Origin of the sequence: Candidatus Hikarchaeum yamanae (assembly GCF_009889665.1) — an archaeon.
GTDB classification, from domain to species: domain Archaea; phylum Halobacteriota; class Halobacteria; order Halobacteriales; family Hikarchaeaceae; genus Hikarchaeum; species Hikarchaeum yamanae.
Genome location: NZ_WTZR01000014.1, coordinates 1 through 13,772 on the forward strand (window position 1 = coordinate 1; position 13,772 = coordinate 13,772).

Annotated in this window: 11 protein-coding genes; 8 read left to right on the forward strand and 3 right to left on the reverse strand. The window is 42.7% G+C overall.

Annotated elements, in window-relative coordinates:
* Positions 1-282: 282 nt before the first annotated feature.
* Both ACM9H2_RS05560 and ACM9H2_RS05565 read left to right on the forward strand, forming a co-directional pair.
* The gene (locus ACM9H2_RS05560) at positions 283-1,578 is read left to right on the forward strand and encodes an MFS transporter (protein ID WP_415489057.1); all 1,296 of its coding nucleotides are present in this window, start codon (positions 283-285) and stop codon (positions 1,576-1,578) included.
* A 97-nt stretch (positions 1,579-1,675) separates the two neighbouring features.
* Complete coding sequence (locus tag ACM9H2_RS05565; protein ID WP_415489059.1) at positions 1,676-2,854, forward strand: hypothetical protein; 1,179 nt, start codon at positions 1,676-1,678, stop codon at positions 2,852-2,854.
* Between the two features lie 11 nt (positions 2,855-2,865).
* Here ACM9H2_RS05565 and ACM9H2_RS05570 read toward each other — a convergent pair whose 3' ends face one another.
* Entirely contained in the window at positions 2,866-4,968 is a 2,103-nt protein-coding gene (locus ACM9H2_RS05570; RefSeq protein ID WP_415489061.1) for an AAA family ATPase, read from the reverse strand.
* A 137-nt stretch (positions 4,969-5,105) separates the two neighbouring features.
* Here ACM9H2_RS05570 and ACM9H2_RS05575 point away from each other — a divergent pair, with 137 nt between their 5' ends.
* From ACM9H2_RS05575 to ACM9H2_RS05595, 5 genes are read left to right on the forward strand one after another with little or no spacing between them, the layout of a single operon-like run.
* Positions 5,106-6,275, forward strand: coding sequence for a hypothetical protein (locus ACM9H2_RS05575; protein WP_415489063.1), 1,170 nt, complete (start codon positions 5,106-5,108; stop codon positions 6,273-6,275).
* 52 nt (positions 6,276-6,327) lie between these two features.
* Entirely contained in the window at positions 6,328-8,334 is a 2,007-nt protein-coding gene (locus ACM9H2_RS05580; RefSeq protein WP_415489065.1) for a hydantoinase B/oxoprolinase family protein, read from the forward strand.
* A gap of 59 nt (positions 8,335-8,393) precedes the next feature.
* Positions 8,394-9,188, forward strand: a complete 795-nt coding sequence (locus ACM9H2_RS05585) for an SDR family NAD(P)-dependent oxidoreductase (RefSeq protein WP_415489067.1) — start codon at positions 8,394-8,396, stop codon at positions 9,186-9,188.
* A gap of 45 nt (positions 9,189-9,233) precedes the next feature.
* The gene (locus tag ACM9H2_RS05590) at positions 9,234-9,590 is read left to right on the forward strand and encodes an acetone carboxylase subunit gamma (RefSeq protein WP_415489069.1); all 357 of its coding nucleotides are present in this window, start codon (positions 9,234-9,236) and stop codon (positions 9,588-9,590) included.
* Complete coding sequence (locus ACM9H2_RS05595; RefSeq protein WP_415489071.1) at positions 9,587-11,740, forward strand: hydantoinase/oxoprolinase family protein; 2,154 nt, start codon at positions 9,587-9,589, stop codon at positions 11,738-11,740. The genes ACM9H2_RS05590 and ACM9H2_RS05595 overlap by 4 nt, the downstream gene beginning before the upstream one ends.
* 1 nt (position 11,741) lies before the next feature.
* Here the strand turns inward: ACM9H2_RS05595 and ACM9H2_RS05600 are convergent, their stop codons facing one another.
* Positions 11,742-12,155 carry a pyridoxamine 5'-phosphate oxidase family protein gene (locus ACM9H2_RS05600; RefSeq protein WP_415489073.1) on the reverse strand — a complete coding sequence of 138 codons (414 nt, stop codon included), beginning with the start codon at positions 12,153-12,155 and terminating at the stop codon, positions 11,742-11,744.
* A gap of 120 nt (positions 12,156-12,275) precedes the next feature.
* Here ACM9H2_RS05600 and ACM9H2_RS05605 point away from each other — a divergent pair, with 120 nt between their 5' ends.
* On the forward strand, positions 12,276-13,262 hold the full coding sequence (locus ACM9H2_RS05605; protein WP_415489075.1) for a 3-keto-5-aminohexanoate cleavage protein: 987 nt from the start codon (positions 12,276-12,278) through the stop codon (positions 13,260-13,262).
* Between the two features lie 8 nt (positions 13,263-13,270).
* On the opposite strand, the gene ACM9H2_RS05610 is transcribed toward ACM9H2_RS05605, so the two are convergent.
* Positions 13,271-13,744, reverse strand: a complete 474-nt coding sequence (locus ACM9H2_RS05610; protein ID WP_415489077.1) for a hypothetical protein — start codon at positions 13,742-13,744, stop codon at positions 13,271-13,273.
* Between the last annotated feature and the right edge of the window lie 28 nt (positions 13,745-13,772).

The following is a 13,772-nucleotide window of genomic DNA, read 5'->3' on the forward strand; positions in this document are numbered from 1 at the left end:
CATTCAAGAGCCAGCAGCATTCCTGCCACTCTTTGAAGAACTCTTCTGAGTTCCGAGCGAAACCCGCTCATTTTTTTTATTTCTAAACAACCCCAATAAAGAAGTTTCTACTTGCTAATCATTGAAATTCTGTTAAAACTTCATCATAATACGCGCATTACTAAACTCCAAGCGCCCCGGAGCTAAACTTTTTACCCCTCTGCTAATTGTATTTTTCCCATATGAGTTAAGTTAAATCACCAAACCTTCAAAAATATACGACAAACCCATTTTAAGTTTCATATGACTAAACTAAACAAAGAAGAATTTAAATTTGCCATTCTGATCAGCTCTGTTCATGGAATGCAACACTTCTTCTTGAGACTTTTACCCCCTTTAATCCCTTTAATAGCAATTCAAACCGGACTCCCTTTGTGGAAGTTAGGCCTATTGATCACTAGTCAGTATGCCGGTTCTGCAATAGGACAAGCACCCGCCGGGATAATCTCTGATAAGTACGACCGTCGTCTGTTTTTGCCATGTGGCATAGCCTTGGCGGGACTAGGCTATGCTTTGTTGTTATTTACCCCCTTATTTGGAGAATCTGACCTTTCCATCTTAGGAGAGCCATTCCCCATTAAATTCCTTTTTATGGCATTTGCGTTATTCATTAATGGAATTGGTATGAGTGTCGTCCATCCCACTGGATATCCTATAATATCTCGAAATGTCCGTGCAGAAATCAAAGGTAAATTTTACGGTATGTGGGGCAGTGCATCAAAACTTGGCGATGCCATTGGGCCTGCAGTATTGGGCTTATTTTTCTTATTCTTTGTTTGGACTGACATTCTCATACTCTTAGGTCTTATTGGAATTTTTTACGCACTCATTCTTTATATCGGACTTGGTAATTATGACACCACCCCTCTTCTTACATCTTCTACCAAAAACTCCTCTGAACCTTCGACACTTTCCGATTCACTCCCCCCTCGGAGAAAATACCTATACCCTCTCCTTGCAGTCTTTACATTCTTTACAATCTATTCATTTGTGGCCACCGGAGTGATGGCATTTTTACCCGAATTTATAATCCGTGAATATTCCTACACTTTAACAGTTGGATCTCTACTTATAACTCCTGAATCTACTGCAAGTTTCTACCTAGCCGCATTACTATTTATCGGAGGGTTGGCACAACTTCTTACTGGAGAACTTGTCGACCGCTATGATGCAAGAAAAGTAATCGCCATTTTTGTTATTTTTTCATCATTCTTCATAACTGTTTTTTCTATATTTTCCCTAAGTCCTCTCCTACTTTTCCTTATTCTGGGGGCAATGGGAATTAGTTTCTGGGGAATCAGTCCTGCACGAGATTCTCTACTTAGTACCATCACTCCCCCTGAGCGGGAAGGACGAACTTTTGGATATCTTTGGACTGGGATCTTTATATTTTCCGCATTTTCACCTATCATCATTGGATATGTTGGCGACGATATAGGGCTGCGATTCGGATTTGGAATACTGTCTCTGATAACTTTACTCAGTCTTATTCCCATACTATTCCTTTTCAGCCGCTATTCAGATCTATCTTTGAAGTAATCTTTCCTCTATTCAAGATATGCTGATACAAATTTTCCTCGACGTTCAACGGTTTATGGATCGACACTAACTTATATTTTAAAACAAAATCAAGAACATGGTCTCCCAAAAAGAGAGAACACACACTCGGGAAAGTGAGCCCGAACCAAAAGGAAATTACGAACAATTACTGGAGTACTTCAAAGAAGCACGTGACCGTGTTCACCTCCCTCATGTAACCAAATCCACCGATGTCCCTTGGCAAATTGGGAGGAATGGAACTTCGAAGTATTATTCAACCCCTTTCATGAACACCGTCTTACCAGATTGGTATATATTCAGAAAAACAATCCGGGATAAAAATGGAAGGCACACTCACCAAGGTGGATTGATAATATTTGGTTTGCATGGAGATGGGGAATCCCTAGTCGACGACGAACGCGTTCCTTGGGGGAAAGGGGACTTATTAATTTTACCCGTAAAACCAGGTGGGGTGGAACATCAACATTTCAATATGAGGGGACCCGATGACCCTGCAGAATGGCTGGCTATGGTCGATATACCCTTTTTAGAACTTTTGGGGGCTCAACTTACCCAAAACGAAACTTACAAAGAGTGGCAAGAGAAGCACGCCCATATGATGGCCGCGGATGATTTTGAGGATTATAAAGACGAGTACGATCAAGTCAGTGAACTTTTTGGAACTTTCAATTTTGATGATTGGCTTGATTATGAACCCCCTGCTTCTGAATCTATCAAAACATATTATGATGCATCCATCGTTCAGCGAGATAACTATCGGAAAATGGTAGCAAAGGCTAGGAAGGCAGGCAATTGGGCCATAGTCCGTGGAGACGATCTCGAATGGGAAATAAATCCGCAAGGAAAAATGAAATGGTACCTTCATCCCACTATGGAAGATAGATCTGTAATCTCCTCTTTATTTGCAGTCCAGGAAATTCCACCCGGAAGTCGAAGTGGGAAACAACATCGACAAGGTGGCCAAGTCCACTATATCATGGAAGGCGAAGGTTACACTGAAATTTCTGGCCCTCGCTATGAAGGAACTAAACGATACGACTGGGAGGAAAAAGATTATTTGGGAATCCCTGTAATTCCCGAGGGGCTCGCTTTCCAACATTTCAACAAAAATCCAGACAAACCAGCAACTTTCATAGTATCTGAATCCACACGATACCTGTCGCTTGGATACGATCTTGGAAGTGGATTTGTACAGTTAGAAAATTGCCCCGAATATGAGGCACTCGATGACTCTGAAAAATCAGTAGTTGTCTAAATCTACTGACCTCAGTCACTTAATTTTTTTAACGCATTTTCTAAATGTTTCCCTTCCACCACCACTACGGATTTGTAATCCTCTTCTCTTATAGCCGACAATTTTGCCTCTTCACAAAGGGAAGCAAGCCTGCCACCAGACCACCCTTCTGACTTTTTAGAGATACTCTTAATTTCTTCTTTAGTCACTCTTGTTTCCACACCCTGAAGATGTATTTTTATTACTTCTTCCCTGTCGCCTACACTAAGTTTTGGAAGGTGAATCACCTCTCCAAATCTGCTTGGGGAGAGCAATGATTCATCAATATCTTCAATTCTATCTGTTGTCCCGATGACCTTCACATCATGTTCTCTTAAACCATCCATTTCCGTTAAAAGTTGATTTATTACTCTGGTACTAACTGATTCGCCCCCCCCTTCTCCAATCCTGCGTGCCATTGCATCAATGTTATCTATGAGAATGACCGAAGGGGCAGCTCTACGTGCAATAAGGAATGTTTCTTTTATTGCTTTTTCCGATCTTCCTACCCATTCACTAAATATATCTGAAGATTCAACTTGTAAAAATGTCGCCCCCAGATCATTACCCGCCGCCTGAGCCAAAGCAGTTTTACCCGTTCCTGGAGGTCCTACAATTAATATCCCCGGGGGTGTCTCTATCCCCATTTTCGCAAATGTTTCTGCATTTTCCTGTGGGGCTTTAATCAATTCGTGCAGTCGGACTTTTGCCTCTTTGAGTCCTCCTATATTTTCCATAGTCATTTTTGAATCCCGCGAAAGTGGGCCTCTCAGAACTGAAGGTTGAACAGTTCTTAGTGCATGCTCAAAATCACCAACTGTGACCACTAGATCTACAAGTGACATTTCTTCTCGGTTTGCAGGTCCTTCTGAAGGAAACTGTCTCCTCAGTGCATTGACCCCCGCCTCTCTGGCCAATTCTCTTATATCTGCCCCTGTATATCCATTCATTCTCTGAGCAAGGTCTGGTACTGCTTCAGAAAAGTTTTCTTCCAACAACATTCCTCTGGTGTGTATTCCCAATATATCTTTGCGTGCATCTTCATTAGGTGGCCCTACGTACAATTCCCTATCAAATCTCCCCGGCCGTCTTAAAGCAGGTTCTATTGCATCAATTCGATTTGTAGTGGCAACTACCATCACACCTTGAACCGACTGCAAACCATCCATTAACTCAAGCAACTGTGTCGTAACCCGTAAATCCGTAAACGACCCCGTGTCGTCTCTATTTGGGGCAATAGCGTCTATCTCGTCGATTAAAATTATTGAGGGCAACGAATGATTCGCTGCATCAAAAATACTTCTCAATTTCCCCTCTGTTTCCCCGTACCCTGCACTAATAATACTAGGCCCATTTATGTAATGGAAATTGGCATCTAATTCATTAGATATGGCCTTAGTCATTAATGTCTTCCCCGTCCCCGGGGGGCCAAATAAAAGTACCCCTCTAGCAGGATTTATTCCAATCTCTTGGTAGACATCTGGGAATTTTATTGGATATTCGATCAATTCCCTTATATGTTGTAACTCTTCTCCAAGCCCCCCCACATCATCAAAAGTAGTTTCTCTAGCAGTTCCCCATGTATCAAAAGCATACTCAACATCTACGTCAGTACCTTTGTCAACAATTCCACTTTCCGGATCTGATTCTAACACCTTAAACGCCGTTGCAGATCCTTTCCCTGGAAGTGATATATATTCAATTACTCCCCGATTGACCAATTTTCCTCTAGCAACAAAACTTTCTTTTATATATTCTGAAAGTTGCTCCGCTTCTACTCCTGATACATCTGAAAGAGGTGCGAACTTAACCGATTTCACCACTTCAACTTCTGCCGGTTCAATCTCAACCATTGAACCGATTGTTGTTTTAATTGCCCCCCGAATCCCCCTGTCCAATCTAATATACCCTCGCCCTTCATCTCCGTCCTTAGGGGTACCCACATGAGCTAACGCAAATTTCCCACTGGATGTTTTTACCACGATAGTATCTCCCACTCCGATTCCTTCTTGCTCCATAACCGTCGCATCTATTACCACTTGCCCTCCCATTCCATGCTGATGCCCCGTAGTTTCTACTTGCAGAATAATTGCCATTGTTATTAGTTCTAGTATCTCCAATATAGATCTTCCTATGTCGATTCCAAACTCGCCGATTGTCGAATCAATAACACTCCGATATCGCTAAAGACACATCCATCATCATTATAATGTGTCGCGTACTATCTCACCACATGGCAGGTCAGAAAGAAAGAACCCATGTCCGAGAACAAGAACCGGAACCCGCTGGTTTTTACGAAAATTTCCTTGAGTATCTGAAAATAATCCGAGACAGGACCGAACTTCCTCATGTAACCAAGTCTTCAGATGTTCCTTGGCAAGTTGGGAGAAACGGAAAGTCGAAGTATTATTCAACCCCTCTTAAACCCGATGCAGTACTTCCTGACCGACTCGTTTTTAGAAAAACTATAGAAGACAGAAACGGTCGACACACTCACCAGGGCAGTCTTGTCATCCTCGGATTGAAAGGATCTGGAGAAACATTAGTCGACGACGTTCGACATCCATGGGGGCCAGAAGATCTTATTATCCTTCCTATAAAACCAGGTGGCATTGAGCACCAACATTTCAATATGAGGGGACCCGATGACCCTGCGGAATGGATCGCATTCATTCACGTACCGTATCTAGAAGAACTCGGTGCGGAACTCACTCAAAATGAAGTTTACAAAGAGTGGCAAGAAAAACACTCTCACATGATGTCTGCAGATGACTTCGAAGAGTATGATGACCACTACGATTTATTTCTAGACTTCGACTATGCAGACTGGGCTGACTACACACCCCCTGAAACAACCAACAGCTTGTACGATGATCTAGTCGTTTTACGAAACAATTACCGAAAAATGGTCGCCCAGGCACAAGGGGCTGGAAATTGGGCTGTAATCCGGGGCGAAGATCTAGAATACGAAATCAATCCCCAAGGAAAAATGAAATGGTATCTCCACCCTTCCTTTGAAGACCGATCTATGCGATCTCTTCTATTCTATATTCAAGAAATTCCACCCGGAAGCCGAAGTGGAAAACAACATCGACAAGGGGGATTAGTCCATTACATAATGGGGGGGAAAGGACATACTATTATAGATGGAGCTAGATACCCCGATGGACCAAAACGCCTCGAATGGGAAGCCGAGGATTATATGGCAATACCTCTATCCCCCGAAGGATGTCAGTTCCAACATTTCAACGACGACCCAGAGAATCCGGCAAAAATGGTCGTTACAGAACCCTCTCATGGCTATGAACTCGGATGGTTAGATCTAGGATGTGGATTTGAACAGTTAGAAAATTGTCCAGAGTACGACGCACTAGATGACTCTGAAAAATCAACAGCAATCTAACTAATTTTTCAAAAGTAAACACTTTATCCCCTCCTCCACCTGATATAGTATAATGTTAGATTACGCAGCAATACAGATTTCAATGCGGGAATGGATTCGAACAGAACCCGCGACCGAGAAGGAGATCGAATATGCAGCAAAAATCCAACCTGGGATGTATGAAGTCTATTCCAATAAGTTAGACGTGGCTCTCGATGAGGCTAGAACTGTGTTTGTCCGAACTGGAGTTTCTGCGTTTCTTCGATCCGGGGATCTAGTGGTTGGATTACATAATGCAAAAGGAGATCTAGTCTCTGCTAGTTGTGGTACTTATATCCACGCTGCCATAGCACAATTGCCGATAAAATATATAATCGATCTATACATTGATGGAAATTCCAATGTCAAAGTTCGCCCAGGAGATATTTTTTATACCAATGAAGCACTTGTTGGGGGTCTGCACAACCCCGATCAATTCGCAATCATGCCTATTTTCTTCGAAGACGAATTGATAGCTTGGAGCTCTGCCGCAGTCCACCAACAAGAAACAGGCGCGATCGAACCCGGCGGGATGCCTCAAAAAGCAACTTCTCGACATGATGAAGGCATGCGTCTTACTCCTATTAAAATCGCTGAGAATTATGAAATTAGAGATGATCTGATGGATATGATGGTCAACTTTATTTCTCGTGCTCCGCAAATGCAAGAAATAGATGTCAGAGCGAGATGCACTGCTACGGATAAACTACGCCACAGGGTCCAAGAATTAGCCCAAGAAATTGGACCCGAACATGTCCATGGACTCTTCCGAAAAATAATCGATGCCGCAGAATCTGGAGCAAGAGCTAGAATTTCTTCCTGGACTGACGGGGTCTACAAATCTGTCGCATTCGTCGATACCACCGGCAACGATGAAACTTTATTAAAAGTTGCATTAGCTGTACACAAAAAGGGGGATTCTATCCATTTAGATTTCACTGGCACTTCACCAGAATGTGATGGGTCTTACAATACCTATGGACATGGCGTGGCTGCATTCCTTGCGACATACATATATCCTTATGTTTTCCATGATCTCCCCGTCTCTACTGGGACGTTGGCACCTTTCACTTTTGAAGTCCCCGATGGGTCTCTTCTCAACGCAGGTCCTGAGAAATCTGTCTGCAATTGCGTCTATTTAGGAAGATCTGTCATTTCTCTGTGCTTCGACGCTTTCACACGCCTACTTTATTCCACAGACCCCACCCGCGCCGTGGCAGCCCCTAGCGCCCATTCTGGAGGGGGATCTTTCAAAGGAATCAATAATATTGGATGGCCAATTTCAGAGAGCTTTTCATTTACACTAAACACCGATGGCCAGGGGGCACGCCACGACAAAGACGGTATGAATGCTCATGGGTTCTTTTACTCACCATGGGGGAAAACAAACAACCTAGAAGATTTCGAAGAACATGGTATTTTTCTCGGATTGACACGAAGGCATTTCAATGATGCCCATGGGTTTGGTAAATACAGGGGCGGTGTTGGAACTCAAAATGTTAATGTAGTCATTTCTGGTCCTGTTGAAGTAACTTCTCGTGGGAAAGGATCTAGAATTCCTCATGACAATGGGGTTTTTGGTGGCTATGCTTCCACTTCATTACCAGGAATCTCTATCATTGGAAGCGACGCACTAGATCTTTTAGAAAATGGAACTGACTTTCCCGTTTCCGTTCGAGACTTGGTCGTTGACAAATCCCTTTCTGGCGATTACCGATTCGAGCGAATCAATCGAAGTAATCGAACCCTTGACAAGGGCGACATCTGGATAACCCTATCTTCTGGTGGTGGTGGCTTTGGAGATCCAATCGAACGTGACCCTGAAGATGTTCTTTCTGATTTTAATAAACATTTCATCTCTGAATGGACTGCAACAAACGTTTACCATGTTTGTATTCGCGATGGCGTTTTAGATCTCAATGAAACTTCCAAACTTAGGGAAGAAGCATTAAAATCCCGTTTATCCCGTGGAACTTCATACGACACCTTTTCTAATGCCTGGTCTAAACAAAGTCCCCCCATACCCGTTTCTACATTTTAACCCATTTTTCCTTTTTCTAAATATACAACTTAATTACGGTCACAGGTCTCTAAACCCCCATGGAACCTTCTGATTTCCTTGGAAAAACTATTATTGTCACTGGGGCAGCCAGCGGCGTTGGAAAGGCAATAGCCACTCGTTTTATGAACGGAGGCGGCGATGTAGTGGTCGCTGATATAGATCTAAACCATGCAAAAGAAACTGCAGAATCTCTCAACGGGGCTGGAACTTCTTACGCAGTACAAGTAGACGTAAGAGACGAACAGTCTGTCAAATCTATGGTTGAATATACACTCAAAAACTGCGATTCACTTGATGTATTAGTAAATAACGCAGGAATCTTTCAAAAATCAATTCCGTCCATTGAACAATCTCTAGAAGAATGGACACGTGTCATGGATGTCCATGTACAAGGGACTTATCTATGTTCGAAAATAGCCGCAGTCCCTATGTTGGAACAAAAACAAGGTGCCATTGTAAACATCTCTTCCAATGCCGGATTTGCTGCATTCCCATACCGAACCGGATACAGTACTGCAAAAGCAGCGATAAACATGTTGACAAAAGTGTTTGCCATTGAATGGGCCTCCGACGGGGTCCGAGTCAATGCAATAGCCCCCAATTTTGTGGAAAAAGATCGAACCATCGATAGAGCCCTCGGGGAAGAAACTGTAAGGACAATAGGGGGTGGTGCAGATTTAGATTCGATTTTAGCACGAACTCCAACTCACCGCCTAACATCGCTCGGATCGATCTCCGAATCCGTTGCATTTCTAGCTTCTGATAAAATCCCAGATGTTACTGGGGCCATTCTCCCAGTCGATGGAGGCTGGACTGCATACGGCTATTATTGAATTCATCAGCCTTTTATCCTCCATACTCTATTATTCATTACAAATATGGTTTCTGTCGAAATTACTCCCTATTTAGATATAAACTTGGATTCTGAGATGTGGGTTTGTAGCTCTTGTAATGGAGATTTGATAGATTGCAATTCAAATTACAAAACTGGATGTACAATCGCAGAGAGGGACCCCTCTGAAATACATCATTCTGAGATTGACACCGAATATAAATTTTCTCCAGACCCTAAATGGTGTAAAATTATTGAATTTTATTGTCCCCATTGCGGAATCATGATCGAAAATGAATATTTGCCCCTTGGTCATCCTATAACTCATGACATAGACATAGATATTGACCAACTTCGCACAAAAATATCTGAAGGTAGCATCCACCTGCGCACAAAACCATGACAAAAAAGCTTAACACAACCATTGATGTCGATATAGGTGGAACTTTCACTGACTGTTTCGTTCGCTCAAATGGAACTATAGTCACCGGAAAAGCAGAGACCACTAGTCACGATTTGTCCATTGGATTTCTCAATTCTATCATCTCCGCATCTAGAGATCTAAATGTTGACCCCAATGACCTAATTGCCAGTGCAACCGCAATTCGATACTCTACAACTTTCGCGTTAAACAAATTAATTTCTCGAAGTGGTTCAAAACTTGGAGTTCTTGTCACCAATGGACTTGAAGACATAGTCCCTGTTGGGCGCGGATCACAATGGACCGATGGGATGACGGTACATGAACAACGAAATGTTTCACGATCCGATAAACCAGAACCCATAGTTCCTCAAGATATGATAGTCGGCGTTCGCGAACGAATCAATTTCAAAGGTGAAATCATGCGGCCACTCGACGAAGCCGATCTTCGCGATAAAGTACGATACCTGGTTGAACAAGGAGCCAGAGGGTTCGCCGTGTGCCTCGCATGGTCTCACAGAAATCCTACTCATGAACAAAAAGTCAGAGAAATAATATCCGATGAATACCCCGATGCATATCTCGGAAGTGCACCTGCATTTTTATCTTCTGAAATAAGCAGAAAAAAAGGTGAATATGAACGCACAATTACAACTATGCTAAGTGCATATCTTCATCAATCTATGATCGATGAATTGTATGGCATTGGAGATGAACTTAGACAGCGCGGATATGTTAAACCACTTCAAATGATTCACAACACCGGTGGGACTGCAGAAATCTTCCGAACGAGTGCAATTGATACATTCAAAGGCGGTCCTGCTTCTGCTCTGGTCGGTGGTTCTTATCTTGGTGGTATCTATGGTTATGAAAATGTGATTGCAGCAGACATGGGGGGAACTAGTTTTGATCTATCTTTGATCGCTGGAGGGGCTTCTCGAACTTACAATCTTGAACCCGTCGTAGATCGCTGGAGGGTTCATAGCACCATGCTCAAAAGTCAGTCCATAGGTGCTGGTGGGGGGTCTATCGCACGAGTAAGGGTGGATCTAGACAACAAAATAGAAGTTGGACCAGAGAGTGCTGGATCAAATCCAGGCCCTGCCTGTTATAACCAAGGTGGACGGAATCCAACTGTAACTGATGCAGATGTTATCTTAGGCTATATAGATCCCTCTGGATTCCATGGGGGGGAAAAACCACTGAGTGTACGACACGCAGAGCGTGCAGTACAGCGACAAGTTGCAGATCCACTCGGAATAGATGTGGTCGAAGCAGCGAGTTTGATCCGCTCCATAACTGATGCTGAAATGGGAAGTACCATCTACAAGGAGACTGCACTCCGGGGGTATGATCCTCAAAATTTTGTTCTATTTGCCATTGGGGGCGCTGGACCAACACACGCAGAAGGATTCGCAAAACACGCCGGAGTGAACACAATCATCGTATTCCCCTATTCCTCTGTATTTTCTGCTTTTGGTTCTAGTGTCATGGATACAAAACATATCTACGAACAGTCTTTACATATCCCTCTACTCCAACCAGGGACTTTGGATCCTTACCAAAATTTCGACGAATTCAACCAAACAGTACTCGATCTCCAAGAACTAGCGATCCACGATTTTAATGGCGAGGGGTATGGGGAAGATCAACTTTCATTTGAATTATATCTTGACATGAAATACGGGGGGCAGTTGGATGTGACTCGCGTTACTTCTCCTCTAACTGAACTCACTTCCGATCAGGATATCTCAACCATTTCATCCGCATTTGAGAAAGAGTACAATGAGGTGTATAGTCCGATATCTACTACTCCCCAAAACGGAGTGGAAATAGACAATTTTGTACTCCAAGCAACTGCCCCTCGTGACAAACCACTTCTAGCGGAATATCCATTGTCTGGATCCGACCCACAATCTGCAGAAACAGGATCAAGACCTGTCTATTGGCTTCCCGACGGTTTTCAATCTTCCATCATCTATGACTGGAGTAAATTACTCTCTGGAAATGTTGTCAATGGGCCTGCAATCATCGAAGCCCCTTTTACAACCATAGCTGTCCCACCAAACTCAACGTATACGGTCGATAACAAATTAACTGGAATCTTATCACTCTCGTTTGAATCTTCTTAACTTATCTTATGTCTACGCCGTCTGGAATGACTGAAGAAGTATCTATAATTTTCTCCGGTAGAATCTGAATTAGATATCGTTCCTTTTTCTTTTGAAATGGGTATTCTTGTACTCCCCATCTTCGTTGGGCCTCTTGGTCTAGAAATTCTTTCCCCCCTCGTTTTGACATGCTTACTACCTTTCCCCTAACTAAGTACACTTCATATGGGTTTTCTGGAGCAGAAATTGTAAGTGCTACTCTCGGGTCCCGTTTCATATTTGCATGCCTCACGTGCTCTATTCCTCCGGCAGTTATTATATATTCACCATCAATGCCCACCCATACTGGAACTACATGAGGGGATCCATCTTCCATTATGGTGGCGAGACTTGAAAAAACATTTTTTTCGAACATCTCTATGAATTTTTTTGACATTCTCATACTTCTTCCAGGGTCCACCCACTCTTAATCCTATCTCAACCCCCTCTATTATTTGACCAGTTAGTCTGTTGAGATATCAAATAATTATTATACTTAAGTGATCTCTCCGTACTTATGGTTGATACCGAATTTGGCTATAAGGATGAAAGCTATTATAAAACTCCTTGGAAAAGTTACCAAGGCCATAATGCAGATCCAATTGACACTTTGGATACTCCTCTAATAATAGAAGTCGCCCCTTGTGGATCATTTATAAAAAGAGATTTGAATCCCCACCAACCTTATGTGGCAGAAGAAGTTGCAGATCAGGTAATCGGGGCGATGAATGCTGGGGCTTCTATGGCACATCTCCACGTCCGCAGGGAGGATGGTATTCCCGATGCATCCCCTGAGACTATAGTTAAAACAATTAAACTAATCCAAAAAGAACACAATCCTATTACTACTATTAATGTAAGGAGCAACATCGAAGGTGCCACTTTTGGGGTCCCTCTTTTAGAACAAACTATCGGTAGGATTCTCGATGAGTACGGTCCTGGATATGTTGATATGGTTACTGGCTCCCCTTTGGGAGATGCCTTAGACCCTAGAGCCCCTTTCGTGATGAACCCTGATATTTTACAAGGATGGGTGAACTTCCTCCAAGACAATGGCCTCAAACCGGAAATGATGGCTTATTCTTACAAAGCATACCCTCGACTCAAAAGATGGCTTGTTGACACAGGAGTCTGGAAAAAACCCTATTATGTAAACACAACTTGTGGTGATCACGCATACTTCACCTCCGGCCCAACCGCCCCTCACCCCTGGGGGGCACTATATTTAGCTTCTATGTGGGAAACAAACCCACTCCCTAGAGAAGACACCGTTCAGGGGAGTGTTGTAGGTGGAAGAAATTGGCTACCTCTGACAGTCGAGGCAATAATGATGGGGTATCAAGTCGTACGTATAGGTATGGAAGACACCGTATACATGTATCCTCATAAAGATGAAAAAATAAAAACCTGCCAGCAAGTAGTCGAAACCGTAGTTAATATCTGTGAAAACCTTGGCCGTGAAATTGCTACACCAAAACAAGCAAGAAAAATTTTGGGAATTTAATTCCATTTTCAATATAATTGGAAGTATCGGATCACTCCTATACTCCATGCTATAATCCAGATTATTAGAAATCCCATTACTCCTACTCTTAGTCTCCTTCTCCATAGATCAATCCCATCTCCCAATTCTTCAATTGGAATCGAGTCATCTGGAACTTGATATAGGTTCAAAGATCTCTTCGCATTAAATATTTTGATTATTCCTGTCAATGCAAAGATCAAAAATGCATATGCCTGGAGGCCCACAAAAGTGTGTAACGCAATGTATCCATCTAACCGAGAAAAGGATCTAGGTATCATCCACACAATAATGGGGAATGTAGTAAGTGCAAGACCTGTAAAAATAAATTTTAAATGGTGGACTAAAACCCCCCATGTAACTACTTTTTCTCTAAGAATTATCCATGCACCATATATGTAAAATGGAAAACTAGCCGTAACAGTAATTAAAACTATTGTGGCAATTATTGCATCTCCATTCATCCCGTTCGTTCAAACCAAACACCCTAAG